Source organism: Solwaraspora sp. WMMD791 (assembly GCF_029581195.1).
Taxonomy (GTDB): domain Bacteria; phylum Actinomycetota; class Actinomycetes; order Mycobacteriales; family Micromonosporaceae; genus Micromonospora_E.
Genome location: NZ_CP120737.1, coordinates 1,507,954 through 1,534,168, shown reverse-complemented (window position 1 = coordinate 1,534,168; position 26,215 = coordinate 1,507,954). Strand labels below are relative to the sequence as shown.

The following is a 26,215-nucleotide window of genomic DNA, read 5'->3' as shown; positions in this document are numbered from 1 at the left end:
TCTGACTATAGTCAGAGATCGTGAGCATGAAGTCCCGGATTCAGAGCATCCGCGCGTTCAACCGCATCGTCACCGAGAGACTCGGGGTGCTGGAGGACCGCTACCTCGCGCGCGACCGGCCACTGAGCCTTGACCGTCTGCTGTGGGAGATCGGCGAGGACGGCATCGACGTGCGCGAGCTGCGCAGCCGTCTCGGACTCGACTCCGGCTACACCAGCCGGCAGCTCCGAGCCCTGGAGCAGGAGGGTCTGGTCGTCGTGTCCCCTTCGGAACATGACAGCCGGGTCCGCCGAGCGACGCTCACACCTGCGGGTTTGGCGGAGCGGACCGTGCTGGACCGGCTTTCGGACGAACTGGTCGAAACGATCCTGGATCCGCTGACCGAGCGTCAGCGAGATGAGCTCGTCGCGGCGGCGGTGACCGTGCGGCGCATGTTCACCGCCTCCGCGGTCACGATCGCTGCGGTCGATCCGGCCACAGACGCGGCACGGTGGGCAGTCGACGCTTACCACCGCACGCTCGACGAGCGTTTCGACGGCGGGTTCCGGCCGGAGCGCAGCCTTCCCGCCGCCGATGACGCACTGCGTCCCCCGTCCGGACAGTTCCTGCTGGCGACGCTGAAGGACCGCCCCGTCGGATGCGTCGGCGTCACGAAGGTCGACGGTGCGGCGGCGGCGATCCGACGACTCTGGGTGTCGCCCGAGCTGCGCGGGCTGGGAGTCGGCCGGCGGCTCATCGACGCGGCCGAGGAAGCGGCCGCGTCGCTCGGGGCGAGCATCGTCCGGCTGGAGACCAACAAGTCACTCACCGAGGCGATCGGCCTGTACCGGGCCGCCGGGTACGACGAGGTCGCCCCGTTCAACGACGAGCCGTACGCACACCACTGGTTCGTGAAGTCACTGCACGACGACGGCACCGGTGCCCCGCCTGGCGGCGTCGGCTTCATCGGCCTGGGCATCATGGGCCTGCCCATGGCCCGCCGGCTCGTGGGCGGCGGCGTCGGGCTGACCGTGTGGAGCCGTACCCCGAAGGCCGACGAGGAACTCGTCGCAGCCGGGACCCGGACCGCCGCCACCGTCGCGGAGGTGTTCGCCCGGTGCGACACGGTGCTCGTGATGCTGCGCGACGCGGCCGCCGTCGATCAGGTCCTCCGGGACGTCCCCGGGGGACTCGCCCACCTCGTCGCCGGGCGCACGATCGTCAACATGGGAACTCTCTCCCCCGAATACTCGAAGGCGCTGGCCGACGAGGTCGAGAGCGCCGGCGGACACTACGTCGAAGCCCCGGTCTCCGGCTCTCGGGTACCGGCCGAGGAAGGCAACCTCGTCGCGATGGTGGCGGGTCGGCCCGACGTCGTCCGACGCGTCGTCCCGCTGCTCGACCCGATGTGCGCGCAGATCACCATCTGCGGGCCGGTGCCGTCCGGGATCACGATGAAGCTCGCCGTCAACGTGTTCCTGATCGCTCTCGTGACCGGCCTCGCCGAGGCGTTCCACTTCGCGGACAGGCACGGTCTCGACCCACGACTGCTCCGCGAGATTCTCGACGCGGGCCAGATGTCGTCCCCGATCTCCCGGGTCAAGACCGCGAAACTGGTCGCGGGCGACCTCACCGCGCAGGCGGCGATCTCCGACGTGCGAATGAACTCCGAGCTCATCGTCGACGCGGCCGTTTCCGCCGGCGCGGGCGTCCCGCTCAGCGACCTGTGCCGTGCCCTCTACGCCGACGCCGTGCGGCGCGGCGACGGAGCCCTCGACATGGTCGGCATCATCCGCACCATCGCGGCCGGGCAGTAGCATCGCGGCAATGACCGTGAGTGCCCCGGCCATCGCCGTCGAGGCAGGGACCACGCGGTCCCGAGGGGCGCGTGAAACGCTTCAGAGCGGAGAAGATGTCAGGCCGTACCCGGCTCGTGGGTGGTCGGGTGGGGGCGGATGTCATCGAGGGCCAGCAGCGCGGTCGCTGCCGTACTCGGGTGTCGGCCGCTGGCGGTCGCGACCGCCAGATTCCAGCGCGGCGCGTCGGTGAGGGGCACGAAGCGCGCGGCGGTCCGCTTGGTGCTGAAGAACTGCGGTACGACGGCGACGCCGAGCCCGTGACTGACCAGGTCGAGCAGCCAGTGCACGTCGTTGACCTCGAACGCGACCCGCCGGTCCACTCCGGCGGTGGCCATCGCCTGGTCGACGACGTCCCGGGTGATCCAGCCGGGGGAGAAGTCGACGAACGTCGCGCCGGCCAGGTCACGCAGGGCGACGCCGGAGCGGTCGCGCAGCGGATGGTCCGGCCCGCAGGCCAGCACCATCGGCTCGGCGCGGATCGGGGCCAGGGCGACCCCGGAGACCGGGCTGGCCGGTGCCGACACGAAGGCAAGGTCGAGATCGCCGGTACGGACCCGTTCGATCAGGTCCGGTGAGCCGCCCTGACGGAGCCGGATCTCGATGCCGGGGTGTTCGGCGTGGAAGCGGGCCAGCGCTGCCGGCAGGTCGACGGCACCGAGGCACTGCAGGGTGCCGACGGCCAGTTTGCCGCGCAGCAGCCCCCGGACCGCGGCCACGGCGTCCTTGGCGGCGGCGACGGTGGCCAGCGTGTGCCGGGCCTGGGTGAGCAGCGCCCGGCCTTCGTTGGTCAGCTCGACGCTACGGGTGTTACGGACGAACAGGCTCGCGCCCAGCTCCCGTTCCAGTGAGCGGATCGAGGTCGACAGGCCGGACTGCGCGACGTGCATCCGCTCGGCGGCGCGGGTGAAGTGCCGCTCCTCGGCGACCGCCACGAAGTACTCGAGCTGACGCAGCTCCACGATTCATCACCAACACTGATCGCCGGGATCGGATCCTTCTGTTGGACAGCTTAGCCGTGGGGGAGAAGGGTGGAATCCGGGCGGAGCGGGTACGTCGACCCGCACGCACCGAACCGCTTCCAGGAGGAGTCTGCATGCACACCCGCCACATCGGTGAGGTCGGCGTCGGCGCGATCGGCCTCGGCGGAATGCCGATGTCGATCGAGGGCCGGCCCGACGAGCAGCGGTCGATCGCCACGATCCACGCCGCGCTGGACGCCGGTGTCACCCTGATCGACACCGCCGACGCCTACCACCTGTACGCCAACGACGTCGGACACAACGAGTCGCTGATCGCCCGCGCCGTGGCGACCTACGGCGGCGACACCTCAGACGTGCTGATCGCCACGAAGGGCGGTCACCTGCGGCCGGGCGACGGCTCGTGGACGCAGAACGGCTCGCCGGAGTATCTGAAGAGCGCCTGCGAGGCGTCGCTGAAACGGCTCGGCGTCGAGGCGATCGGCCTCTATCAGTTCCACCGGCCCGACCCCACCGTGCCGTACGCGGATTCGATCGGCGCGATCCGTGACCTCCTCGACGCCGGGAAGATCCGCCTCGCCGGCATCTCCAACGCCAACCCGGAGCAGATCCGGCTGGCCAACGACATCCTCGGCGGGCGGCTGGTCAGCGTACAGAATCAGTTCTCCCCGGCCTTCCGCTCCAGCGAACCGGAACTGCGGCTGTGCGCCGAACTCGGCATCGCGTTCCTGCCGTGGAGCCCGCTCGGTGGCATCTCCAGCGCCGCCGACCTGGGGTCGCGGTTCGCGGCGTTCGCGCAGGTCGCCAAGGAGTACGGGGTCAGCCCGCAACAGGTCTGCCTGGCCTGGATGCTGGCAAAGGCGCCGGTCGTGATCCCGATCCCCGGGTCGTCGCGCCCGGAGACGATCCGTGACTCTGTCGCGGCGGCCGACCTCGAACTGTCGGCCGCACACCTGGCCCGACTCGACCAGGCCTGACCAGCCGAGGGCGCCCGTCGGCGGTGTGCCGGCGGGCGCCCTCGCGTCCAGGCGGATCAGGGTCTGGTAGGCCCGGTGCAGCAGTGGGATGGCTGATGGGCCTACCGACGGTGAGTATCGGGAGGACCTAGGCGTCGGCCGGGATCCGGCCGCCGCGCGCTTCGACGTAGACGACCGCGTCGGCCACGGTGACGAGATCCTTGATCTGGTCGTCGGAGACCTCGATGCCGAACCGCTCCTCCAGGGCGACGGCGATCTCGACCATGGACAGCGAGTCGATCCCGAGGTCCTGGCTGAGCTTCCTGCCCAGCTGCACGTCCTCGGCGGGCACTCCGGAGATCTCGCTGACGATCTCGGCGATGGCGGTCAGGGTGCTGGTGCTCACGGCTTGCTCCTGTCTCTGAACTGAAGAGGGGGTTGAAGGTGGCGATGGCTCGAAAACCGGGTGGTCGGGTGGGGTAAGGGGGACCGGGGCTCAGGGCAGCGTGACGACCTGGCTGGCGTACGCGAGACCGGCGCCGAAGCCGAGCAGCAGGGCGGTGTCCCCGCTGTTCACCTCGCCGCTGGCGAGCATCTGGTCCATCGCCAGGGGAATCGACGCTGCGGACGTGTTGCCGGCGTCCACGATGTCCCGTGCGACGGCGACGCTGGTGGGCAGGTCGAGGGCTTTGACCAGGGCGTCGGTGATGCGGAGGTTGGCCTGGTGCGGGATGAAGGCGTCGAGCTGCCCGCCGGTGATCCCCGCCAGGTCGAGTGCGGTCCGGGCCACCTGGGCGACGGCCCGGGAAGCCCACCGGTAGACAGCCTGGCCTTCCATCTGCACGAACGGGAACGTGACCTCCCGGTCGTGCCGCAACTCCTGCCAGGACACACTCTGCGTGATGATGTCGGACTGGCTGCCGTCCGCACCCCACGCCACCGGTCCGATGCCAGGTGTCTCGGCGGGGCCGACGACGACCGCACCGGCCCCGTCGCCGAACAGGAACGCGGTGCCCCGGTCGTCGTGGTTCAGCAGGTCGCTGAGCCGCTCCACGCCGATGACCAGCACATGCCCGGCGCTGCCGGCGCGGACCAGGTCCGAGGCGAGAGCGAGGGCCGTGCTGAAACCGGCGCAGGCGGCGGATATGTCGAGCGCCATGGCGGCGTCGGCGCCGACGCGGTGGCCGATCGTGGTCGCCGCCGCAGGCGTCTGTTTGAAGTGGGTGATGGTGGCCACCAGCACCGCGTCGATCTGGCCCGGCGACAGACCCGCGTGGGCGATCGCCTTGCCTGCTGCCGCCGCGCCCATCTCGGTCAGGGTCTCGTCCGGCCCGGCCCAGCGCCGGGTCCGGATCCCGGTGCGGCTGCTGATCCACTCGTCGCTGGAGTCGATCCGGGATGCGATCTCGTGGTTGGTGACCACTCGTGCCGGACGGTAGGCGCCCACCCCGAGGATCCGGGTGTGCCGGGTGCCCGTCGCGGTACGGATCCGAGTGCTCATGCGGACTCCATCGGGGGTACGGGCGGCGTTGGCGGCTGCCCGGAACTGGCCGGTGGCCGGCGGCTACGGGTGGAGAGCCGGTCCAGCCGCAGCTCGGCCACGCCCTGGAAAGCCGAGGAGAGCAGCAACGCGAGCGCGCCCCGGTGGGAGAAGCCATGCTCGACAAGCGTCGTGTCGCCCCGTGGTTCGAGGTTCCACCACCCCTGTTCCTCCAACCCGGTCACCTTGATCGTGGTCAGGATGCGCAGGTCGTCGATGGCCGAGTAGTGGAACGTGCCCCGCAGGCCGCCCTTGGCCACGATGGGGTACCGGGTCGCGATCTGTGCCTGCGTCGGGCCGGTGATGGAGAGGATGGCGGGATTCCAGTCGGCCAGGGCCAGGGGTTCCAGGAGCACGCCGCGTACCTGGTCCACGGCTGCGCCGATCAGGCGACTTGCGGTCTGTTCGTTCATCAGTACCTCACTCCACCGTCGAGTCGGATGATCTCCGAGTTGATGAAGTCCGCCTTCGGCCCGGCGAGGAAGGCGAGGGTCTCCGCCACCGAGGCACCGTCGATCAGGCCGAGCAGGGACCGGTCGACCTTGCGGCGTTGGGTGTTGGGCTTCATCGCCGCACCGAGTCCCACGTCCAGCACGCCGACGGCGAGCACCGTGCTCCGGATGTTGTACGAGGCGTACTCCTGAGCCACGCTACGCGCCAGACCGTGCAGCCCCGCCTTTGACGCGGCGTAGTTCGCCTGGCCGGTGTTGCCCATCACCGCCGCGATCGATGAAATGTAGACGATCCGGCCGTACCGCCGGCGTAGCATGATCCGCACCGCGTGCTTGGTGGCGAGAAAGCCACCGCGCAGGTTCACCCGCTGTACCTCGTCCCAGTCCTCCACCGGCATGTGTGCCAGCAGCTGGTCCCGGGTGACGCCGGCATTGTGGATCAGCACGTGCAGGTCGCCGGCGTTGCGGGCGGCGTCGGCGAGGGCGATCGCCGTGGACTCCTCGCCGATGTCACCGGGGACCAGTTGCAGCTGCCCGGGGAACTTTCTGCGGAACTCCTCCAGACTCGACGAGGGGGAGCGGTGGTTCGCGATGACGCGCGCTCCCTGCCTCAGCAGCGTCTCCGTGGTCAACAGGCCGAGTCCTCTGCCCGCCCCGGTGATGGCGACGACCCGGCCGGTCAGTGGGGTGTGGATGTCGGCGGGGGGTGGGACGGTGGTGGTCATCGTAGAGCTCCGGTGTTGAGAGCGGCCCGCCCGGCGGGTCGGGGTCGGGAGATGAGGGCGGGGCCGCCCCGGTCACGAGGACCGGGGACGGCTCCATCGATGCCGGCGGTGGTGCCGACATCGGCGAACACGGTGGCGACCAGTGCGGTCAAATGGTGGTCGCTGAGCGCCCGTCCGGAGGTCTTTCGGGCGAAGCGGACCGGGCAGTTGGCCGCCTGCTCCTCGATGAGCAGATCCGGCAGCAGCGGTGCCGGGACGGTGGCGACCCGGCGGGCGGTCTGTTCCTGGAACCGGTGGCCCCGGCTGCGCAGGTCCGGCGGCAGCCAGTCGAGCAGCGGGATGGTCAGGTGCGGCAGGTCGCCGTCGAAGCCGAGGAACGGGCGCATCCGTACCGGAATCTCCTCGGCCTCCTCGGTCAGCAGGGGAACCGGCCCGGTGTCACTGTCGATGATCACCAGAAGGTGCCTCCCCTCCAACAGGTGCCGTTCGATGGTGTGGATCTCCTGCTCGTTCGGCCAGAGCGCCACGGGATTCCAGGCGGACGGGCTGTCCCGGCGCCAGACCAGCCGGCGCTGGCCGTCGAAGACCACGAGTGCGTCACCGGCGCGTCGCATCGGCGAGGACACCGGACACCTCCTCCGCCTTTCCCGTGGTGGTGGCGGCCGCGGCGTCCGCCCCGCCCTCGGACTGCGCTGCCCCGCCGTCGGACTGCACCGCACCGTCGGACTGCCCCGGTTCGCCGTCGTGAGCCGACGACTGACCGGTGTCGCCGGTGGGCGACGGCCGCCGACGGCCCCAGACCCGGTCGCCCAGCAGCAGCAGGGTGGTCGGCATGACCAGCCGACGGACGACCATGGCGTCGAGGACCACCGCGATCGCCAGTGTGATGCCGAGTTCCCGGACGATGCTGATCTCGGCGCTGCCGAACGAGGCGAAGACCGCGACCATGATCACCGCTGCACCGTTGACCATGCCGGCCGTGCGGGCCAGGCCACCGAGGACCGCTTCGCGGTGCGAGTACCCCTCGGCGTAGGTCTCCCGCATCCGGGAAATCATGATCACCATGTAGTCCATGCTCAGGCCGAACATCACGGCGAAGAGCATCAGCGGGGTGACGCTGTTGATCGTGTCGCCGGAGGTGAAGCGGGAGAGCAGGGCCAGCGCGCCGAGGCTGGCGCAGACCACGGCGGCGTTGAAGGCCAGGGCGAGCAGCGGCAGGATCACCGAGCGGAAGGCGAGGATCAGGATCAGGAAGGTCACCAGGGTGACCGCGCCGACCACGATCGGGATGGACCGGGTCACCAGGTCGTCGAAGTCCGCACCGGTGGCGGTGGCACCGGTCACCCGTACGTCGACACCGTCGCCGGCCAGGGAGTCGGTCGTCGCACGGAGGTTCTCGACCAGTTCGTGCGCTTCGGTGGTGTCGGGGTCGTCGTTGGCGATGACCAGGACCCGGGTGACGATCCGCTCGCCGTCGTCGACCCAGAGCGCGCCGAACACGGTCGCCGCCTCGGCCGGCAGCCCGGCGGTGTCGCCGACGGTCGCCTGGCGTACCACGTCGGGAGCGAGCCCGAGCGTGGTGACGGCCCGGACATCGGCGGTACGCTCGTCGTCGCTGGCCTGATCGACGATCCGGTCGACCGAGTCGAGCACTGCGCTGGTCTGCCCCGGCTCGGCGGTGAGCACCACCTGGATCGGGAACATCTCCCGTAGACCCAGCTCCTCCTGGATCTTCTCGATGCCCTGCCGGGCGTCGTCGTCCTCGGGCAGGATGTCGGCGCTGGCGACCGGAACCTGCAGGTTGAGCTGCGTGGCCGGGAGGCCGAGTGCGACGAAGGCGATCACCAGCGCCGCGAGGACCACTCCGGCCCGGCGGTAGACCACGCTGGTGGAGCGGTAGCCGGTGGTCGCCGTCCGGACCCGCCGCGACCGCAGCGAGCCCCAGTTGATCCGGTGTCCGAGCAGGCTCAGCACCGCCGGGAGCAGGGTCAGCGACACCGCCATCGCGACCAGGGTGACCATCACCCCGCCGAACGCGATGCTGGTGAACGACATGGCCCGGGGGATGAACAGGGCGGAGAGCGCGACCACCACGGCGAGCCCGCTGAACATGACCGAGTGGCCGACCGTGGTCAGGGTGCGCTCCAGCGCCATCGGGACCGTGCGTCCCTCGGCCAGTTCCTCCCGGAAGCGTTTGACGATGAACAGCGAGTAGTCCACCGCCACCGCCAGGCCGATCATCGACACGATGTTGGTGTAGAGGATGGACAGGTCGGTGCCGCGTGCGACGAAGTAGCCCAGGCCGCTGGTGACCGCGAGGGTGACGCCGGCGAGGACCAGCGGCACCAGCATCGCCGCCACCGAGCGGAAGACCAGGAACAGTACGACGAACAGGACCGGGAAGGCGATCATCTCCGCGCGGAGGACGTCCTCCTTGGACTGTACGTTGAGCGCGTAGTCCAACGCGGGTGCCCCGGTGACGTTGATGTCCACGCCGTCACCCACCGCCGCCGCGACGTCCTCGCGCAGGTCCGGCACGAGGTTCTGGACCTCGGTGTTGGAACTGGTGAAGCCGACCTGGATGAAGGTGGTGCGGCCGTCGGCCGACAGCCACGCCGGGTTGTCGCGGTAGTCGGTGAGCTGGGCGACCCCCGGCCGGTCGACCGCCGCCCGCGCGGTGTCGACCGCGCCGGACACCTCCCGGTCGGTGCTGCTCAGCACCACGAGGAGACTGTTCGGCGCCTCGCGGAAGGCGTCCTCGACGACCTCCTGACCGATGGCGGCCTCACCTCGTGGGTCGGAGAAGCCACCCGCCTTGAGCGCCCCGTCGAGCTGGGCGGCGAACGGTACGGAGAGCGCGATGACGATCAGCCACAGCGCCACCATGAGCTTGGGGCGTTCCACGGCCAGGCGAGCGAGTTTCTTCATGATCTTCCCCTGTTGGAGTCGGGTAGGGCGGTGGGTGGTGGGAGTCCGGTGTGGGCGGACGGGTCCGGTCGGTGCGTGCCCGGACGGACCCGTCCGCACGGAAACTCAGGTCGGTTGGGGGTCCATCACCGGGCGGCGCTCGGCGGGTGCGCCGGTGATCGACGCCAGGAGCGCGATCGCCCGGTCACGGCGGCGGTCGCCGCGCTGGTCGGTGACGGGGTCGGCGATGACCCCGCGTAGGGTGGTGACGGCCGCGTCGGGCCGTCCGGCCGCGATCAGGGCTTCGGCGTACGCCATCGCGTAGCGGTTGTCCCCGTGCGCGAGTCGGTGTGCCAGGCCGAGGTGGTGTACCGCCCGTTCCCGCCGGCCGCCCAGGGCCTTCGGGATGAGCAGGTGCCACCGACCGAGCAGGTAGTTGGCGGTGAGGTGGTCGGGGTCGCGGGCCAGCGCGTTCTCGCATCCGACGCGGACCCGGCGCAGCAGTACGGCCCGGTGGGCGGCGGGTGCGGTGAGCGCGCGGAGCCCGGCCACCCGCAGCAGCCCGACAGCGGCGTCGAGCGATCCCGGATCGGTCCGTAGGGCGACCGTGTAGAGCAGTTCGGCCTGCCGGTGGCGCACCGCGGCCGGCGTGGTGTCGGTACCGCTGAGGGACCGCTCCAGCAGCGCCTCGGCGTGCTGTGCCGTCCGCCCGGCGGCGACGACGTGTCGGTGGGCGGTGTCCGGATCGGTGTTCCCGACCCGTGCCGCTGCGGCCGTCGTGGCGTCGGTCAGCAACCCGTCGATCGCCACCCGGGTCCGTTCGGCCAGGTCGCGGATTCGGGCGGCCCGGGGCAGCGCCATGTCGGCGTGCAGCGCCGGCCCGAAATGCACCCTGGCCCGGTGACCGCGTGGCCAGCTGGCACCGATCGGCAGGATCCGTTCGGTGCCGACCAGCGCGGCGGGGACGACTGGCACGCCGGCGCGTTCGGCGAACCGGAACGCCCCGTCCTTGAACGCCATCAGCTGCGCGTCGGGGTTGCGGGTCCCCTCCGGGTAGACCACCACCACCCGACCGGAGTCGAGCAGGTCATCCACTGTGGCAAGCAGTTCGCGGACCGGTCGTGCCCGGTCGACCGGCACCGCGCCCATCGCGTTGAACCAGATCCGTTTCACCGGGGTGAAGCTCTCCGCCTTGGTCAGGAAGGCGGCCCGGTTTCCCTGGATCGCGAAGAGCAGCGTCTCGAACAGGAAGTGGTCGGCGAAGCTGCGGTGGTTGGGTGCCAGGATGAACGGCCGGTCCATCGGTACGTGCTCGATGCCCTCCACCGCGGCAAGGTGGCGGTGCACGACCGTTCGGCGGGTGACAGCGGTCGTCGCCGCGACGCAGGCCCGGTCGATCAGGTTCACGGCCTGCCGCCCTGACGCCGCGCCGAGTACTCCCGCAGCTTCTCGATGCTGGTCAGGACCAGGTTGTGCTCGCGGCTGAAACGCACCAGGTCGGGCAGCCGGGCCATCGTCCCGTCCGGGCGGATGATCTCGACGATCACGCCGGCGGGCTTCAGCCCGGCCAGCCGGGCCAGGTCCACCGAGGCCTCGGTGTGGCCGGGCCGTTCGAGGACCCCACCGTCCCGGGCGACCAGGGGGAAGATGTGGCCGGGACGGGCGAGGTCGCTGGCCTTGCCGTCGAGGACCAACTGCACGGTACGCGACCGCTCGTAGGCGGAGATGCCGGTGGTGACGCCGTGCTCGGGTGTCCCGTCGACGCTGACGGTGAAGGCGGTGCCGTGGTGGTCCTCGTTGCGCTCGACCATCGGTGGCAGGTCCAGCTCGGCGGCGCGGGCGGCGGTGATCGCCAGGCAGACCAGCCCGCGACCGTGAGTGATCATGAAGTTGATGGCGTCCGCGTCGGCGTACTCGGCCGCGACGATCAGGTCGCCCTCGTTCTCGCGGTTCTCGTCGTCGACGACGACGACGAGCTCACCGCGTCCGATCGCGGCGATGGCCTCCTCGGCCTCCTGGAGCTCGATCCTCTCGGGGGTCGGGAGCAGCGAGACGAGCGTGTCCTGGGCGGCGGGGGGGAGCATCTGCAGGGTCATCGGGAACTCTCCTGTCACGTGGTGGATGACGCGAGGGGGGTAGATCGATGCTGCCACATCGATGTTGCGCCATCGATGTCATATTATCAACCGCACGACATCGATGTTGCAACAACTAACTTTGTGTTACTGTGATCTTGGCGGAGATGGGACAAATCAAAATCGATGACGTAACATCGATGAGGGCGACATGGGGGATCTCGGCCGAACCGTGCCGGGGACGGGCCCGACTACCACCGAGGGAAGGTGCTGGGACAGTGAAAATGACGGCTACTCTACGTAGCGAAGACCCTGGCGGGGTCGACGGCGACGCCAGGTTCAGCGGCAACCCGGACGAGCATCCGATCGCCGAACTGCGGTATCTGATCCTTGCCGCGCAACGGGAAGGCAACCGCCTCCTGGCGCAGGCACTGCGCCCACTGGGGTTGACGCCGGCGCAGGCGGAGATCCTCTCGGTGCTCGCGGAGCGTGAGCCGCTGACCCTCGCCGCACTCGGGCGGTACATCGTGTGCGAGACGGGAAGCCCGAGCCGGATCGTCGAGACCCTGTTCAAGCGGGGCCTGGTCGAGCGGGAAGCGGGTCAGGTCGACCGGCGCGTCGTGCACCTGCGGCTGACCTTGCTGGGCGCCAAGATGCTGGATGACGTCAACGCGATCAACCACGCGCTGAACGAGTCGATCGGCAGCCAGCTCAACGATGAACAGCGCAAGACGATGGTCGAGGCGCTGCACCGGATCCTGCAGGACACGATCAGCGGTTCCAAGATCAACCAGCGTTTCGGGTCAGCTGCGGGTGCGGCCCTGGAACAGAGGTCCGGGTACGAACGGTGACCACGCTGGCGAGTGCCGCTCCGCCGGCTCCACAGAGGTCGAGCTGATTGTCGTGCCCGGCCGCCACCGTCCTGGCGAGCCGGGCACATGGTCGGAGATGGACAGCGGAGCGCCACATCCGGCCTGCGGGATGTCGTTCCGCCGGACGGTCAGCGCGGGAGGGTGCCGGTCTGCAGGGCGGTGGTGAAGGTGCCCCACTGGGTCGTGGTGAAGGTGAGGGTGGGGCCGGTGCGGTCCTTGCTGTCGCGTACCTCGGCGTGGCCGGCGTGCCGGCGAGTCTCGACGCACGCCCCGCCGTTGCCCGCGCTGCGGCTGGAGGTGAACCAGGGGGTGTCAGGCTTCATCGCAGGTGCTCCTCGATCGGGACCGACTGCTCACGGATCAGCCGGAAAATTCGACGGTACTCCGCCAACTCCTCCGGGCGCTCCAGGTAACGAGCGCCCATATGCGACTCGACGTAGGCGATGTCCGGGTCGTCCGGGTCGGCGAAGTCGAGCAAGATGAACTGGCCAGAGAAGGCCGGGTGGGCACCGACGGACCAGGGGAGGACACGGATCTCCACCCGTACCCGTCGACCCAGGCTGGCCAGGTGGGCGCGCTGCTCGGCCATCACCGCCGGGCCACCGACCTCGCGGACCAGCGCACCGGCCCCGAGGATCGCGACGATCCGGGCCGGCTGCTCGCGGTCGTAGTAGGAGATCTGCCGGTCCAGCCGCAGCGACACCAGCCGCTCGATCTTCTCCTGCGGCGCGTCCGGATAGGTGGCGCGGAACACCGCGCGCATGTAGTCCGGCGTCTGAAGCAGGCCGTGGATCACCTCGGGGTCATAGACCCCGATCTCGGTGGCGGCGGCTTCGAGACCGACGTACAGGCGGAACCAATCCGGTACGGCGTCGCCGTGCGACTCCCACCACCCGTGATCATCACTGGCGGCGGCGAGCCGGGTCAGCGCGTCCGTCGTCTCCGGGTCGGCACCGTAGAACCAACACAACCCCCGAACGGTGTTCATCTTGACCGGGAACTTGCCGGTCTCGATGCGCCACAACGTTGTACGCGAACAGACCTTCGCCCGCTCCACCTCCTGCTCGGTGCGGGACGACTCCTCCCGCAGCCGGCGCAGCCGTCGCCCCAGCTGACGACGCACCACAGTCGGTCCGGTGACCGGCATCGCTTCACCTTCCTCTCATCCGACACACCCAGCACCCGCGCCAATGTTTCAGACAGAAACCGCTGGTCGGGCTGGTCGCCGAAATCGCCACATCACAGTGGAGACGAACCGGCTTCCACGATTGAGTCTGCCGTACGCGGGTTGGAAATGTGGTCCGCCACAGGGGTCAATTCATGGATTCCGGATCTCATGACGGAGGTTGCCAACATGAGCGAGCGCACCGCCAACGACGGACACGTACCGCCGAGGAGTATGTCCCGCGTCGACCGCGCGGGCCGGTCCGAGTTTCCGCTCGACGGGCTGCTGACCTGCGCCGGCTGCGACCGTCGGCTCGCCTGCCTGCAGACGCTCAGCGGCCGGGCGTACGGCGCTCCGTGCGGCTGCCGGCCCGGCCCAGTCAACGCCGAGAAGCTCGAACGTCTCGTGCTCGACGCGGTCGTCGCGCGCGGACGCGGCATGCTGATCCAGATCGAGGACGCCGCCGACCCGGGCAGCCTGATGCGCCGATTCCTGGCCGAGGTCCACGTCGGCACCACCATCGACGAGCTGGACCTCATCTGGCTGTACTGACTGGTGCGGTGGTCAGAGCGGGTGGGTCAGGTTGATCAGGTTGCCGTCGGGGTCGGCGAGGTGCGCCACCCGCTGACCCCACGGCATGTCGTTCGGCGGAGCGAGGATCGTGCCGCCGGCCGCCTCGACCCGGTCGAGCAGCGCGTCCACGTCGTCGACGTCGATGCTGAGCAGGACCCGTGACGGCGCGGACAGCTCGTCCCCCTCCTCGTTGACAATGCCGAACTCCGACTCGCCGTGCCGCAGCCCGACGTAGAAGACCGGGCCGTCCTCCGGCTGCCGGAGCATCTGTTCGGCACCGAGCAGCGTCTCGTAGAACTTCTGCAGACGGGGCACGTCCGGCGTACTGATGATCGGTTGAATGCTGGCCATGCCTCGCACCCTACGGGCCGCCACCGACAAAAACGCCGACGTGGCTACTGCGTTCGCGGTATCGGCCCGCCTGCGTTCGGACGACGATTCGCCGCGCGGTCGATGCAAGCATCGCTTCGTACGGCACATCTGCTCCAGATCGGAGAAGGCATGTCTGGTCCGACCCGTCGTGGATTGATCGCCAGCGCTGCGGCACTCGGAGGTGTGACGCTGATCGGCGCTCCGGCGGCAGCGGGGGTGCCGTCGAAGGTGGGCGTACGGGAGTCTCCGGTGATCCTGCCGGACGACCCCCGCTACGAGGACCTGGTGCTGCGCCGGACGAACGAGCGCTTCTTCCCGAGGCCCGGATCGTTCCGGCTGCCGACGACCACCGAGCAGGTGGTGCGTGCCGTGCAGGACGCGGTGCGTGCCGGTAAGCGGGTGACAGTGCGTAGCGGCGGACACTGCTACGAGAACTTCGTCGGTGCCGGCGCGGAGGTCGTCATCGACATGTCCGCGATGCGGCAGGTCACGTTCGACCGGCGCCGCACCGCGTTCATGATCGAGTCGGGTGCCAGCCTCTGGACGGTGTACGAGCGGCTCTACCTCGGCTGGGGCGTCACCATCCCCGGCGGCCAGTGCGGCGGCGTCGCGGCGGGCGGACACATCCAGGGCGGCGGGTACGGCGCGTTGTCGCGGCAGCTGGGTTCGGTGGTCGACTACCTGTACGCGGTGGAGGTCGTCGTCGTGGACCGTGCCGGACGGGCACGGGCGGTCGTGGCGACCCGCGAACCGGATGACGCCAATCGTGACCTGTGGTGGGCGCACACCGGGGGCGGGGGTGGGAACTTCGGTGTCGTCACCCGGTACTGGATGCGCACACCCGGGGCCACCGGCACCGATCCCGCCCGCCTGCTGCCCAGGCCACCCGCCGTGACGCTGGAGACGACGATCGCGTGGAGCTGGGACGCGATGACCGAGGAGGCGTTCCACCGGCTGCTGCGCAACTACGGGCAATGGCACGAGCGCCACAGCGCGCCCGACTCCCCGTACGCCAGTCTCTTCAGCCTGCTGCCGATCACCCGCCGCAACGCCGGCGCGGACCCCGGCGCGTTCGCCATGGTGACCGCCCTGGACGGCACCCTGCCCGACGCCGACCGGCTGCTCCGCGACCACATCGCCGAGGTCACCGCAGGCGTACCGGGCACGATCACGGTCCAGCCGCCCCGCCGGCTGCCGTGGCTTGCCGGGGTGAAGGCCCAGTCACTGAGCCAGGCCGACGAGTCCGGGATGCACAAGCTGAAGGCGGCCTACCTGCGCAAGAGGTTCACGGACGCGCAGATCGCCACCGCCTACACCTACCTGACCAGCACGGACCACCAGAACGAGACCGCGATGCTGCTGCTGGTGTCGTACGGCGGCAAGGTCAACGCCGTGGCACCGGACGCGACCGCCATGCCCCAGCGGGACAGCATCATGAAAGCGGTGTACGTCGTCATCTGGACCGACCCGGAGCGCGAGCAGGCGAACCTGGACTGGATCCGCCGGTGGTACGCCGCGATGTACGCCGACACCGGCGGTGTGCCGGTCCCGAACAGCGTGAACGACGGCTCATACATCAACTATCCGGACGTCGACACCACCGACCCGCGATGGAACACCTCCGGAGTCGGGTGGCACACCCTGTACTACAAGGACAACTACCGCAGGCTCCAGCGGGTCAAGGCCCGTTGGGACCCCCGTGACGTGTTCCATCACGCCATGTCGATCACGCTGCCGCGCTGAGCAGGCGTGCAACGAGACACCTGGCCCGCACCAGGTCAGGACACCACCGGCAGCAGGTCGGGTCCGCCGTTCCTGGCCGACCGGGTGAGCGGCGGATAGTAGTCCCACAGGTACAGGAAGCAGCGGACCTGACGGTCTCCGTCGACCCACTCCTGCCGGCTCGGCTCGAAGTAGAGCGTGCCGACCCGCTGCGGCAGGTCGTCGTCGACCGGCAGTGCCGCGTAACGCGCGATCAACTGGAGGCACCGTTCGTGGACGACGTCGTCCGCCACGTTGAAATCGTCGTAGTCGAAGGCGTCGCTCTCCGCGTAGGCGCCGACGAACTCGCTGTAGTGCGGCTCGCTGCACGCGACCGGATCGATCGCTTCGAGGTAGTCGGAGCTGTCCCAGATCGGCTCGTGGCAGCCCAGCGCCAGCGGCGCCTCGCCGGTCAGGGCGCCACGCAGACTCCCGGTGCGCGGCACCACCTGGCCGAGGAACACGCTGCTGATCTCGGCCAGATCGCACCGGAACCAGCGCGCCCCGGCGTTCCAGGCCTGCTGCGTCGGCACCACCACCCGGAGGGTGAGCCGGCCGTGCTGCAGCGGCTGCCCGAGGAACTCGGCGGAGCGGGTGTCGCACTCGGCGCGCGCCGAGACCCGGGTCGGCGTTGCGGGCGCCGGCACGATCGTCAGCTCCGCGTCTGCACCGGTGAAGGTGCCGACGTGCACCGTCTCGACCCGGTGTAGCCGGTCGCAGTCGACCGGCTCGTAGCGTTGGGCGCTGCCGGAGACCGCCTCGCTGCGATGGCAGACGCCGTTCGCCGGGACGAAGACGGTCGGTGTGTCGAAGCCGGCCCACCCGTCGGCGAGATCACCGTCGACACCTTCCAACGGCGGCGGTGCGCAGCCGGCCACCACGGACAGTACGGCGGCGGTCAGCAGCGCCGCCAGTCGGGCCCGTACCGGTGCGGGAGTCTGCCGTCGCGTCATGCGTACTGCACCGGCAGAGCGCTGGTGCCGCCGCCGCGCACCGACCGGGTCAGCAGCGGATCGGCCCGCCAGGCGTAGCAGCGGATGGTCCGGTCACCGTCGGCCCAGTCCGACGCGCCGGGGTAGCTGTAGACGGTGCCGACCCGATACTGCAGGTCACCGTCATCCGGCACCTTCGCGAACCCAGCCACCACCGTCTTGCACCGGCGGTGCACCTCGTCGGCGTTCGACCGTACCTCCTGATAGCTGAGCTTGTCCTCGACGTACGTCCCGGCGAACTCAGACTGGTGCGGTGCGTCGCAGGCGACGCGCTCGACGAGCAGTTCGCCGTCGCTGGCGACGGACGCCGAGTCGAAGCAGCGCAGCGGCACCGAACTCTCGGCGTCGGTCAGCACACCCGCAAGGGTGACCGACCGGAAGATGATGTTGTCGAAGTCGGTGCCCTGGGTCTCCCCGAGGTCGCAGCGCAACCACCGGGCACCGCCGTCCCAGGCCTGCTGCGACGGGGTGACCACCACCAGCCGCAGGGTCCCGGACCGCCAGGAGCCGCCGATGAACTCCGTGACCCGCTGATCGCACTCGGCGCGAGCGGCGAGCCGGGCGGCCGACCCCGGCTCCGGCGCGGTGTCGGCCGCGGCGTGCTCGCCGGTGAACTCTCCGACGTGCACGATCTCCAGCAGGTGCATCTGGGCGCAGTCGATCGGGATGTAGTCGACCATGGCACCGGAGGTCGTTTCCCGGTTGTGGCAGACACCGGCCTCGGGCACGAACGGGACCGGCTCGGCGAGTGGAGTCCACCCGCCGGTCAGTTCACCGTCCACTCCGTCCGGCAGCTGTCCACACGCGGCGACGGTCGCCACCGTCAGCGTCAGCGCCGTGGCCAGCACAGCTCGTCGTCCGTTGCCGGACCCGACGATCCACTGTCGTGCCATGCCCTGCCTGCCCTCCGTCGCCGTGACCCGGCCGGCGAGCCTACGGCATCGCCCCGTCGGGTCAATGGTCGCGGGTGGTGGCAAGGTCCGCGAAACCGGCGAGCACCGCCGCGCCGTCCCGGCCCGGCCGTGCCGCCGCCAGGCAGGCCAGGGCGTCGAGCCGGTGGCGGTCGGCTTCCCGCCGGGCCCAGTCCCGCCCGCCGCTCTGCTCGACCAGCTGCGTCGCGCGGCGTACCTGGGTGTCGGTCGACGCGCCCGGGATCGCGTACAGCGACGCCAGCTCGGCACCGGCGGCGGTGCCGCTGGTCAACGCGTACACCACCGGCAGTGACTTCTTACGCCGCCGCAGGTCGGCACCGACCGGCTTGCCGGTCACCGCCGGGTCGCCCCAGATGCCGAGCAGGTCGTCGGTCAACTGGAACGCCATCCCGAGGTGGTGGCCGTAGCCGCGCAGCCCGTCGACCCGGTCGGCGTCGGCGTCGGCGCTGAGTGCGCCGAGGGCGCAGGCGGCCGCGATCAGCGCCGCGGTCTTGCCGGCCGCCATCGTCAGGCAGGCATCCAACCCCACCGTGGTACGGGACTCGAAGGCGACGTCGGCGCTCTGCCCGCCCACCAGGTCCAGCAGTGCCCGGCACAGTTCCGCCGTGGCGGCGGGTTGTGCGCGTACCGTGTCGAGGCCCAGCGCGAGCAGCGCGTCGCCGGCCAGGATGGCCTGCGCGTCACCGAACACCGCGCCGGCGGTGGGCCGCCCCCGGCGGACCTGGTCGTGGTCCATCACGTCGTCGTGCAGCAGGGTGAAGTTGTGGACGAGTTCGACCGCGACCGCCGCCGGCACCGCTGACGCGGCCGACCCGCCGACCGCGTCGGCGGCGGCCAGGGTCAGCCCGCCCCGCAGCCCTTTGCCCCAGCCGGCGTCGGTGGGGTCACCGGCGGCGTCGCACCAGCCGAAGTGGTACTCGGCGACGGTGCGCACCGGGGTGGCGAGGCGGCGTACCGCATGGCGCAGTGGGGGTTCGAGCAGCGACCGCGCGGTCGCCAGCCGGGCCCGGACGTCACGTCGCGTGGTGGCCGCCGCGGTCAATGCTGGCTCCCGAGCAGGGCCGCCTCCAGGTACTCGGCTGGCGGCGCGGTGGCGTCGACCGACCCGGTGGGGCGGTAGCGGCGGGTCCGGGCGGACCAGTCGACGTTGCCCCGCATCCAGCTGCGCATCCCGGCCAGGTACGGCACCAGCACCGCCGCGTGCCGGGGGTGGTCGGCCAGCGCCGCCGCTTCGACGGAGAGGAACAGCGCGGTCTCGGCCTCGATCGCCCGGACGACCCGGTCCACCGCCGCGTCCCGGTCCAGCCCGTGGTGGTGCTGCACGATGTACGCCAGGTTGTGCACCTCGCCGAGGGAGCGTTCCTTGTCCAACGAGTAGACGTCGTTGGTCCAGCAGACCACGTTGCAGGCGGCGTCGAGCGCGGTACGTACCGGCGGGCTGTCGTGGACGACGTCGGGTACGTCGATCCGCTCGACGATCTCGATGAGGTCCATGCAGACGTAGATCGCCCCGGTGTGCCGGCGGTTCGCGATGTAGGTCGCCTCGTCGGGCACGATGCCGGCGAGACGGTTGCCGGCCTCCCAGGTGGCTGCGGTGGTCAGGCACTCCTGCAAGTGCTGCACGAACCGCTGCCGCCAGCGGGGCGAGGCGTCCGGGGCGGTCCGCTGCCACAGGTCGGCCAGCGACGACACCGCCCGGGGCACGTCGCGGCGTCGGGCGAGCGCGGCACCGTGGTCGGCGGCGGTCAGCACCGCCCGCATCGCGGCCATCACCTCGGCCAGCCGTTGCGGGTCGCGCCCCTCCGCGCCGTCGTCGAGCTGGTCGTCGACCAGGAACAGCCAGGCGAACCAGTCGGCGGTCAACTCGACGTGCCGGGCGTCGGCGCGGGGGTAGACCATGGCCGCGAACCAGCCGAAATCGGCGTGGTCGAAGCGGGCGCGGGCGGTGTCGCGTAGCACCAGGCCGGTGTCGCGTACCCACTCGGTCAGGTGCGCGCGGGCCTGGGCGACGTGCGGGTTGACCTGGTACGGGAAGCGGTCGAGGATCTGCTGGACGGGGTCGAGGGTCACCGGCGCTCCAGGGTGAGATGGACCCCGCCGTGGGGGTGCAGGGTGATCAGGGCCTCGGGTCGTACCTCGGGTGCGCCCGGCGGCGACACCAGCCGGTACCGGCTGGCCACGGTGGCCAGCACCAGCACCAGTTCGGCGAGGGCGAAGTGTTTGCCGATGCAGACCCGGTGACCGCTGCCGAACGGCACGTAGGCGTGTTTCGGTCGGCGGGCGATCTGCTCGGGGGTGAACCGCAGCGGGTCGAAGCGTTCCGGGTCGTCCCAGAAGTCGGGGTGGCGGTGCAGGAAGTAGCTGTTGATCAGCATGTTGGTGCCGGCCGGCACCCGGTAGCCGTCGATCACGTCGTCGGCGCTGGCCCGACGCATGAACTGGTACGCGGGGGAGTAGATGCGCAGCGTCTCGTCGGCGACCATCCGGGTGTACGGCAGCCGGGGCAGGTCGTCGACGGTCGGCAGCCGTCCGGCGAGGACGGTGTCGACCTCGGCGTGCAGCCGATCCTCGGCCTGCGGGTGGCGGGCGAGCAGGTAGAACGCCCAGGACAGGGTGTTGGTGGTGGTCTCGTACGCGCCGATGCAGATGTTGAGCACCTCGTGGTGGAGCTGTTCGAGGTCCATGCCGTTGCCGTCCTCGACGTCGACGGTGTGCAACAGCAGGGTGAGCAGGTCGGTGGCCTCCGCCTGCGGGGCCGGGCCTGTCCCGGTGCCCGCCGGCGCGGCCGGGTCCGCTGCGGTGCCCGGCAGTTCTTCGTGCAGCCGACGGTGGATGAAGGCGGAGACGAACTCGTCCATGGCGGCGATCGCGGCGCGCAGCCGACGGTGCCGGCGGATCGGTACGGTCAGCGGCGGGAACGGGAACCGGAAGAACGCCCCGAGAATGGTGTTGGCCTCGCCGAATGCGCGTTCGAACGCCTGGGCACTGGCACCGACCTGGGCACTGAACAACGAGCGGTTGACGATTCGCAGCGCGAGCTGACCGATCTCGTCGGTGACGTCGATGGTGCCGCCGGAGCCGTAGTTCCGCTCCCACCGGTCAAGCATCTGTTCGGTTTCGTCGGTCATGTTCCGGGTGAACGTGGCGACGGTACGGGGCGTGAAGTGCGGTGCCATCATTCGGCGTTGCCGGCGCCACAGCTCCATGTCCGGATTGGCGATGAGGCCCTTGCGGAGCACCGGCCGGACCACTTTGAACAGTACGGCGTTCTTGTCGTATTTCTCCCCCTCGTCGACGAGGACGTGTCGGATGTAGTCAGGGTGGTTGACCAGCACCATCGGGATGCCCAGCGGGCGGAACCGGAAGATGTCGCCGTACCGGTCGATGCCGCGGCGGAGGAAGGCGAGCTGGTCGCGTTTGAAGGCCAGGGTCCCGCCGACGCCGCTGCTCCACCCGACGGTAGGAATCTCCCTGGTGTCGGTCGTGATGCGATTGATCGGTTCTGCGGGCATGATGTCTCGCCTCCCCTGGCCGGAGGTGCTGGTGAATGTGATGTGGTGTCGGAGGCTGCCCTGCGCAGATATGTATCCTGCAGATGTCGCCGTGGTTTCGAATCGGTTATTCAGGGATGCAGATCTGGTCGTGGCGTGTCGCTCTCGACAGCCGCATGGCGATCACCCTACCGAATGTAGGGACTGCGTAACAATAAGAGATTGGACATTTCTGTTGATGGATTTTTGAGGTTGTTTGCGTGATTAGCGCAACATCAATCAGTCATGTCGGAAAGAAGATGATTGTTCAGCCGTACCGGATCGGCAACGCCGGGGTACCGCCGCCGCGCACCGACCGGGTGAGCGGTGGATCGGACTGCCAGGCGAAGCAGCGAATCCGCCGGTCACCCTCGTCCCATTCGTTCTCGTACGGCAGGACGTAGAACGAGCCGACCCGGTACTGCAGGTCGGCATCGGCCGGCACGTTGGCGTACGCGGCGACAACGCCCAGGCACCGGTCGTTGACCGCGTCGGAGCGGCTGAACGCCTCGTCGAGGGTGAGTTGTCCGTCCTCGACGTACGTGCCGACGAACTCGCTGCTGTGTGGCTCGTCGCAGCTGGTCGGTGGCAGCGCGTCCAAGCTGCCGTCATCGGTGAACTCCGGTGCGAAACAGCCCAGCCGCAGTGGCGCCTCCCCGGACAGTGTGCCGGCGAGGCTGCCGGACCGTGCCGCCAGTTCACCGTCGTCAAGTCCGACCTCGCCGAGGTCGCAGCGGAACCAGCGGTCGCCGCCGTTCCACGCGGCCTGCGACGGTACGACCACGCGCAGGCTCAGCCGGCCGGCCTGCCACACGTCACCGAGGAACTCGGCAGCCCGCTGGTCGCATTCCGCGCGGGCGGCGCCGCGTCCGGTGGACCCGGTCGACGGGACGGTGGGGTGGGCGGCGTGTTCACCGGTGAAGACGCCGACGTGCACCGTCTCGGTGAGGTGCGGCCGGTCGCAGTCGACCGGCTGGTACGCCGCGGCGTCGGCGACGAGCTCATCGGTGTGGTGACAGGTGCCTTCCCGTGGTGTCACGGTGACCGGTCCGTCGGACGGCGTTCGCGCGTCGGTCACGTCACCACCGTCGCCGTCGACGGAGCCGGCGGTGCAGCCGGTCAACGCCAGCACGACAACCGTCAGTGCGCCGGCCGCCACCCGGAGTTGTTGCCGGGTCCGAGTCACGATCCACCGCCGCCTTCCTGCTCCCGCCAGGTCCGGTGAGGCTAGGCGAAGGCGATGATGGCCGATCCGAGGGGCCGGCCATCCACCGTACGGGTGATCCGCGGTGGCGGATGTGGAACGCTTGCTCACGTTCGTAGACTGGCGCGGTGACCGCACCAGCGCCGATCATCGCACCCAGCATCCTGGCCGCAGACTTCTCCCGCCTGGCCGACGAGGCGCGCGCGGTCGAGGGGGCCGCCGACTGGCTGCACGTCGACGTGATGGACAACCACTTCGTGCCGAACCTCACGATCGGCCTGCCGGTGGTGCAGAGTCTGCTGCCGGCCACCACGTTGCCGTTCGACGTGCACCTGATGATCACCGACCCGCGCCGCTGGGCGCCGGGTTACGCCGACGCCGGTGCGTACAACGTGACGTTCCACGCCGAGGCGTGCGACGACCCGGTCGCGCTGGCCAAGGAGCTGCGGTCGGCCGGGGCCAAGGCCGGGCTGGCGATCGACCGGGACACCCCGGTCGACGACTATCTCGACCTGCTGCCCAGCTTCGACACCCTGCTGATCATGACGATCAAGGCCGGTTTCGGTGGGCAGCGGTTCATCCCCGAGATGCTGGACAAGGTCCGCGCCGCCCGCCGGCACGTGGCCAGCGGCCACCTGGAACTGCGGATCGAGGTCGACGGCGGGATCGCCGCAGACACGATCGAGCAGGCCGCCGCCGCCGGTGCCGACGCCTTCGTCGCCGGCACCGCCGTATACGGCGCGGCCGACCCCGCCGAGGCGGTACGCAAACTCCGGCAGACCGCCGAGCGGACCGCGCCACGGTGGTGAGCCCCGACGGGGCCGAGTCCCGGCCCGATCTGATCCTGGTCGTCGACGACGATGTCGACATCGCCCGGTTCGTCGAGGTCAATCTGCGGTTGCACGGTTTCGACGTGATTCTGGCCCACGACGGGCAGGAGGCGATCGAGGTCATCGAACGCCACCGCCCGGACCTGGCGGTGGTCGACCTGATGATGCCCCGCATCACCGGTCTGGAGCTGACCCGCAAGCTGCGCGCGGATCCGATGACCGCCGCGCTGCCGATCATCATGCTCACCGCGAAGGGGATGACCGCCGACAAGGTCAACGGGCTGACCGCCGGGGCCGACGACTACCTGGTCAAACCCTTCGACACCTCGGAGCTCATCGCCCGGGTGACCTCCACGTTGCGGCGCAACCGCGAGTACCGCGAGGTGTCACCGCTGACCGGCCTGCCGGGCAACACCCGGGTCAGCCGGGAGATCACCGACCGGGTCCGCAGCGGTGCCGACTACGCCGTCGGGTACGTCGACATCGACCGGTTCAAGAGCGTCAACGACGTGTACGGGTTCGGCCGCGGCGACGAGTTCATCTCCACCCTGGCCCGTTGCATGCACCGGGCGGTGATGTCGGTGGGACTGCCGCCGGCCTTCCTCGGCCACATCGGCGGTGACGACTTCGTGGTGGTCTGCGCGCCGGAGCAGGTGCGGCCGATCATCGAGAAGGCGATCGTCGACTTCGAGAAGGCCGCCGACGAACTGTACGACCCCGGCGACGCCGCACGCGGCTACGTCGAGGTCAAGGACCGCCGTGGCAACCTGCAGAAGGCGGCGCTGGTCACCCTCTCGGTCGGGGTCGCGGTGTCGGCCGGTCCCCGTCGGTTCAGTGAACCCCGCGAGATCATCACCGTGGCGAACGAGATGAAGTCGGTGGCCAAGAGCCAGCCCGGGTCGTACATCGCGGTCGATCGGCGATTGTCGCCCAGCTGAGCTGGGAATCCCTTCTCCGCGACGGGAATCTGTCAGCTATCCGACAGTTGTGATGTCCGCCGCGTCCCTGGCCGAGGCCACCGGGATCCGTGTAAGACTCGGAACCAGCACCCACCACGCGCTGGCGGGACTCGGTGAAATTCCGAACCGGCGGTGATCCACGGCACCAGTCGTGGTCAGCCCGCGACCCGGTCGTCGACACGACGCCCGGTGGACCTGGTGAAAATCCGGGGCCGACGGTTGGGCCAGATCGTGCCACCACGGCACGGACCGGCCCAGACAGTCCGGATGGGAGACAGCGCGCGGACACGGACGCCCAGGTGTGGCGTGCCCGAAACGGCACCGCCATGCCCGTGCGGCACCCCGGTGCCGGCCTCACGTGGGCCGGTGACGACCCCGGGGTCGCACCCGCCGCCGCATCGCTGTCGCCGGCACCCCGCCCCGGGGCCCGGCACCTCCCGCCACCCGTCGCGCGTACCCGGCCCGGCTGGCGAGGAGACGACGACGGCGATGGCGACCCTCACCGAAGACGAGGCGATGCGACGCGCGATCGCCCTCGCCCTGCGCGGCCTCGGCGCGGTCAGCCCCAACCCGATCGTCGGCTGCGTCCTGCTCGACCCGGCCGGCCACGTCGTCGGCGAAGGCTTCCACGCCTACGCCGGCGGCCCGCACGCCGAGATCGTCGCTCTGGCCCAGGCCGGCGAACGGGCCCGGGGCGGCACCGCCGTGGTCACCCTCGAACCGTGCAACCACGTCGGCCGGACCGGACCCTGCTCCACCGCCCTGGTCGACGCCGGCCTGGCCCGGGTCGTACTCGCCGTGCCGGACCCCAACCCGATCGCCGCCGGCGGCACCGAGACGCTGCGCGACGCCGGCATCGACGTCGCCGTCGGCCTGCACGCCGACCGGGCCGAGGCCGCCAACATCGCCTGGCTCACCGCGGTCCGCCGCCGCCGGCCCTACCTGATCTGGAAGTACGCCGCCACCCTCGACGGACGCTCCGCCGCCGCCGACGGCACCAGCATGTGGATCACCTCGGAGGCGGCCCGCGCCGACGTCCACGCGCTGCGCGGCACCACCGACGCGATCATCGCCGGGGTGGGCACCGTGCTCGCCGACGACCCCCGGCTCACCGTGCGCAACCTGCGCGACGGCACCCTCGCCATCCGCCAGCCGCTACGGGTCGTCGTCGACAGCCACGGGCGTACCCCGGCCGACGCCCGGGTCCGCGACGGCGCCGCCGACACCTGGATCGCCACCGCCGCCGAAGTCGGTACGGACCACCGGGGGCGGGTCGACCTCAGCGCCCTGCTGACCGGCCTCTACGACCGGGGGGTGCGCTGCGCGCTGCTCGAAGGCGGACCGACGCTGGCCGGGGCGTTCCTGCGTGACGGCCTGGTCGACCGGGTCGTCGGTTACCTCGCGCCCAGACTCCTCGGCGCGGGCCCCGCCGCGCTCGGCGACGCGGGCGTGCGCACCATCGGCGACGCCCTCGACCTGACCATCGTCGACGTCACCCAGGTCGGTCCCGACCTGCGGATCACCGCCGAACCCCGACAGAAGAAGGAAGGCTGAG

26 protein-coding genes are annotated in these 26,215 nt (G+C 70.3%); 8 read left to right on the top strand and 18 right to left on the bottom strand.

Going from position 1 to position 26,215, the window contains the following annotated elements:
* The first annotated feature begins 26 nt into the window (after positions 1-26).
* Positions 27-1,796, top strand: a complete 1,770-nt coding sequence (locus O7623_RS06590; RefSeq protein ID WP_282229337.1) for a GNAT family N-acetyltransferase — start codon at positions 27-29, stop codon at positions 1,794-1,796.
* Positions 1,797-1,894: 98 nt separating this feature from the next.
* On the opposite strand, the gene O7623_RS06585 is transcribed toward O7623_RS06590, so the two are convergent.
* A complete protein-coding gene (locus tag O7623_RS06585; RefSeq protein WP_282227697.1) occupies positions 1,895-2,797 on the bottom strand; it encodes a LysR family transcriptional regulator in 903 nt (300 codons plus the stop codon).
* Positions 2,798-2,931: 134 nt separating this feature from the next.
* Between O7623_RS06585 and O7623_RS06580 the strand changes: the two genes are divergently transcribed.
* Entirely contained in the window at positions 2,932-3,792 is an 861-nt protein-coding gene (locus O7623_RS06580) for an aldo/keto reductase (protein WP_282227696.1), read from the top strand.
* Positions 3,793-3,919: 127 nt separating this feature from the next.
* Here the strand turns inward: O7623_RS06580 and O7623_RS06575 are convergent, their stop codons facing one another.
* From O7623_RS06575 to ribB, 8 genes are all read right to left on the bottom strand, one after another.
* On the bottom strand, positions 3,920-4,177 hold the full coding sequence (locus O7623_RS06575; RefSeq protein WP_282227695.1) for an acyl carrier protein: 258 nt from the start codon (positions 4,175-4,177) through the stop codon (positions 3,920-3,922).
* 90 nt (positions 4,178-4,267) lie between these two features.
* Positions 4,268-5,272 carry a beta-ketoacyl-ACP synthase III gene (locus O7623_RS06570; protein WP_282227694.1) on the bottom strand — a complete coding sequence of 335 codons (1,005 nt, stop codon included), beginning with the start codon at positions 5,270-5,272 and terminating at the stop codon, positions 4,268-4,270.
* Entirely contained in the window at positions 5,269-5,724 is a 456-nt protein-coding gene (locus O7623_RS06565; protein WP_282227693.1) for an SRPBCC family protein, read from the bottom strand. The genes O7623_RS06570 and O7623_RS06565 overlap by 4 nt, the downstream gene beginning before the upstream one ends.
* Entirely contained in the window at positions 5,724-6,488 is a 765-nt protein-coding gene (locus tag O7623_RS06560) for an SDR family NAD(P)-dependent oxidoreductase (protein ID WP_282227692.1), read from the bottom strand. The genes O7623_RS06565 and O7623_RS06560 overlap by 1 nt, the downstream gene beginning before the upstream one ends.
* On the bottom strand, positions 6,485-7,114 hold the full coding sequence (locus tag O7623_RS06555; protein WP_282227691.1) for a hypothetical protein: 630 nt from the start codon (positions 7,112-7,114) through the stop codon (positions 6,485-6,487). Before O7623_RS06555 ends, O7623_RS06560 begins: the two co-directional genes overlap by 4 nt.
* Positions 7,086-9,416: an MMPL family transporter gene (locus O7623_RS06550; protein WP_282227690.1), complete on the bottom strand. Its 2,331-nt coding sequence runs from the start codon at positions 9,414-9,416 to the stop codon at positions 7,086-7,088. Before O7623_RS06550 ends, O7623_RS06555 begins: the two co-directional genes overlap by 29 nt.
* Before the next feature lie 105 nt (positions 9,417-9,521).
* Positions 9,522-10,802, bottom strand: a complete 1,281-nt coding sequence (locus O7623_RS06545) for a lysophospholipid acyltransferase family protein (protein WP_282227689.1) — start codon at positions 10,800-10,802, stop codon at positions 9,522-9,524.
* Complete coding sequence (gene ribB / locus O7623_RS06540) at positions 10,799-11,491, bottom strand: 3,4-dihydroxy-2-butanone-4-phosphate synthase (protein ID WP_282227688.1); 693 nt, start codon at positions 11,489-11,491, stop codon at positions 10,799-10,801. Before ribB ends, O7623_RS06545 begins: the two co-directional genes overlap by 4 nt.
* Before the next feature lie 263 nt (positions 11,492-11,754).
* On the opposite strand from ribB, the gene O7623_RS06535 reads away from it, so the two are divergent.
* Positions 11,755-12,321, top strand: coding sequence for a MarR family winged helix-turn-helix transcriptional regulator (locus tag O7623_RS06535; protein WP_282227687.1), 567 nt, complete (start codon positions 11,755-11,757; stop codon positions 12,319-12,321).
* A 149-nt stretch (positions 12,322-12,470) separates the two neighbouring features.
* On the opposite strand, the gene O7623_RS06530 is transcribed toward O7623_RS06535, so the two are convergent.
* Positions 12,471-12,665, bottom strand: coding sequence for a DUF397 domain-containing protein (locus tag O7623_RS06530; RefSeq protein ID WP_282227686.1), 195 nt, complete (start codon positions 12,663-12,665; stop codon positions 12,471-12,473).
* Entirely contained in the window at positions 12,662-13,489 is an 828-nt protein-coding gene (locus O7623_RS06525) for a DUF5753 domain-containing protein (protein ID WP_282227685.1), read from the bottom strand. The genes O7623_RS06530 and O7623_RS06525 overlap by 4 nt, the downstream gene beginning before the upstream one ends.
* A 207-nt stretch (positions 13,490-13,696) precedes the next feature.
* Here O7623_RS06525 and O7623_RS06520 point away from each other — a divergent pair, with 207 nt between their 5' ends.
* Positions 13,697-14,059, top strand: coding sequence for a hypothetical protein (locus O7623_RS06520; RefSeq protein WP_282227684.1), 363 nt, complete (start codon positions 13,697-13,699; stop codon positions 14,057-14,059).
* Positions 14,060-14,071: 12 nt separating this feature from the next.
* Here O7623_RS06520 and O7623_RS06515 read toward each other — a convergent pair whose 3' ends face one another.
* The gene (locus tag O7623_RS06515) at positions 14,072-14,431 is read right to left on the bottom strand and encodes a VOC family protein (protein WP_282227683.1); all 360 of its coding nucleotides are present in this window, start codon (positions 14,429-14,431) and stop codon (positions 14,072-14,074) included.
* A 150-nt stretch (positions 14,432-14,581) separates the two neighbouring features.
* Between O7623_RS06515 and O7623_RS06510 the strand changes: the two genes are divergently transcribed.
* Positions 14,582-16,195 carry a BBE domain-containing protein gene (locus O7623_RS06510; RefSeq protein WP_282227682.1) on the top strand — a complete coding sequence of 538 codons (1,614 nt, stop codon included), beginning with the start codon at positions 14,582-14,584 and terminating at the stop codon, positions 16,193-16,195.
* 35 nt (positions 16,196-16,230) lie between these two features.
* Here the strand turns inward: O7623_RS06510 and O7623_RS06505 are convergent, their stop codons facing one another.
* From O7623_RS06505 to O7623_RS06480, 6 genes are all read right to left on the bottom strand, one after another.
* Positions 16,231-17,166, bottom strand: a complete 936-nt coding sequence (locus O7623_RS06505) for a septum formation family protein (protein ID WP_282227681.1) — start codon at positions 17,164-17,166, stop codon at positions 16,231-16,233.
* On the bottom strand, positions 17,163-18,098 hold the full coding sequence (locus O7623_RS06500) for a septum formation family protein (RefSeq protein ID WP_282227680.1): 936 nt from the start codon (positions 18,096-18,098) through the stop codon (positions 17,163-17,165). The genes O7623_RS06505 and O7623_RS06500 overlap by 4 nt, the downstream gene beginning before the upstream one ends.
* A 61-nt stretch (positions 18,099-18,159) precedes the next feature.
* Positions 18,160-19,179, bottom strand: a complete 1,020-nt coding sequence (locus tag O7623_RS06495) for a polyprenyl synthetase family protein (protein WP_282227679.1) — start codon at positions 19,177-19,179, stop codon at positions 18,160-18,162.
* The gene (locus tag O7623_RS06490) at positions 19,176-20,207 is read right to left on the bottom strand and encodes a hypothetical protein (RefSeq protein WP_282227678.1); all 1,032 of its coding nucleotides are present in this window, start codon (positions 20,205-20,207) and stop codon (positions 19,176-19,178) included. The genes O7623_RS06495 and O7623_RS06490 overlap by 4 nt, the downstream gene beginning before the upstream one ends.
* Positions 20,204-21,649: a cytochrome P450 gene (locus O7623_RS06485; RefSeq protein WP_282227677.1), complete on the bottom strand. Its 1,446-nt coding sequence runs from the start codon at positions 21,647-21,649 to the stop codon at positions 20,204-20,206. Before O7623_RS06485 ends, O7623_RS06490 begins: the two co-directional genes overlap by 4 nt.
* A gap of 286 nt (positions 21,650-21,935) precedes the next feature.
* Entirely contained in the window at positions 21,936-22,853 is a 918-nt protein-coding gene (locus tag O7623_RS06480; RefSeq protein ID WP_282227676.1) for a septum formation family protein, read from the bottom strand.
* A gap of 146 nt (positions 22,854-22,999) precedes the next feature.
* On the opposite strand from O7623_RS06480, the gene rpe reads away from it, so the two are divergent.
* From rpe to ribD, 3 genes are all read left to right on the top strand, one after another.
* Positions 23,000-23,680 (top strand): ribulose-phosphate 3-epimerase, encoded by a 681-nt coding sequence (gene rpe, locus O7623_RS06475; protein ID WP_282227675.1) that lies wholly within the window; start codon positions 23,000-23,002, stop codon positions 23,678-23,680.
* A complete protein-coding gene (locus O7623_RS06470) occupies positions 23,674-24,639 on the top strand; it encodes a response regulator (protein ID WP_282227674.1) in 966 nt (321 codons plus the stop codon). The genes rpe and O7623_RS06470 overlap by 7 nt, the downstream gene beginning before the upstream one ends.
* Before the next feature lie 510 nt (positions 24,640-25,149).
* Positions 25,150-26,214, top strand: coding sequence for a bifunctional diaminohydroxyphosphoribosylaminopyrimidine deaminase/5-amino-6-(5-phosphoribosylamino)uracil reductase RibD (gene ribD / locus O7623_RS06465; RefSeq protein ID WP_282227673.1), 1,065 nt, complete (start codon positions 25,150-25,152; stop codon positions 26,212-26,214).
* Position 26,215 lies beyond the last annotated feature (1 nt).

What these genes read in the sequence shown, in the direction of transcription:
- O7623_RS06590 (WP_282229337.1), top strand. Translation starts at nt 27, where the DNA reads ATGAAGTCCCGGATTCAGAGCATCCGCGCGTTCAACCGCATCGTCACC.
- O7623_RS06580 (WP_282227696.1), top strand. Translation starts at nt 2,932, where the DNA reads ATGCACACCCGCCACATCGGTGAGGTCGGCGTCGGCGCGATCGGCCTC.
- O7623_RS06570 (WP_282227694.1), bottom strand. Translation starts at nt 5,272, where the DNA reads ATGAGCACTCGGATCCGTACCGCGACGGGCACCCGGCACACCCGGATC.
- O7623_RS06565 (WP_282227693.1), bottom strand. Translation starts at nt 5,724, where the DNA reads ATGAACGAACAGACCGCAAGTCGCCTGATCGGCGCAGCCGTGGACCAG.
- O7623_RS06560 (WP_282227692.1), bottom strand. Translation starts at nt 6,488, where the DNA reads ATGACCACCACCGTCCCACCCCCCGCCGACATCCACACCCCACTGACC.
- O7623_RS06550 (WP_282227690.1), bottom strand. Translation starts at nt 9,416, where the DNA reads ATGAAGAAACTCGCTCGCCTGGCCGTGGAACGCCCCAAGCTCATGGTG.
- ribB (WP_282227688.1), bottom strand. Translation starts at nt 11,491, where the DNA reads ATGACCCTGCAGATGCTCCCCCCCGCCGCCCAGGACACGCTCGTCTCG.
- O7623_RS06535 (WP_282227687.1), top strand. Translation starts at nt 11,755, where the DNA reads ATGACGGCTACTCTACGTAGCGAAGACCCTGGCGGGGTCGACGGCGAC.
- O7623_RS06530 (WP_282227686.1), bottom strand. Translation starts at nt 12,665, where the DNA reads ATGAAGCCTGACACCCCCTGGTTCACCTCCAGCCGCAGCGCGGGCAAC.
- O7623_RS06525 (WP_282227685.1), bottom strand. Translation starts at nt 13,489, where the DNA reads ATGCCGGTCACCGGACCGACTGTGGTGCGTCGTCAGCTGGGGCGACGG.
- O7623_RS06520 (WP_282227684.1), top strand. Translation starts at nt 13,697, where the DNA reads ATGAGCGAGCGCACCGCCAACGACGGACACGTACCGCCGAGGAGTATG.
- O7623_RS06515 (WP_282227683.1), bottom strand. Translation starts at nt 14,431, where the DNA reads ATGGCCAGCATTCAACCGATCATCAGTACGCCGGACGTGCCCCGTCTG.
- O7623_RS06510 (WP_282227682.1), top strand. Translation starts at nt 14,582, where the DNA reads ATGTCTGGTCCGACCCGTCGTGGATTGATCGCCAGCGCTGCGGCACTC.
- O7623_RS06505 (WP_282227681.1), bottom strand. Translation starts at nt 17,166, where the DNA reads ATGACGCGACGGCAGACTCCCGCACCGGTACGGGCCCGACTGGCGGCG.
- O7623_RS06500 (WP_282227680.1), bottom strand. Translation starts at nt 18,098, where the DNA reads ATGGCACGACAGTGGATCGTCGGGTCCGGCAACGGACGACGAGCTGTG.
- O7623_RS06485 (WP_282227677.1), bottom strand. Translation starts at nt 21,649, where the DNA reads ATGCCCGCAGAACCGATCAATCGCATCACGACCGACACCAGGGAGATT.
- ribD (WP_282227673.1), top strand. Translation starts at nt 25,150, where the DNA reads ATGGCGACCCTCACCGAAGACGAGGCGATGCGACGCGCGATCGCCCTC.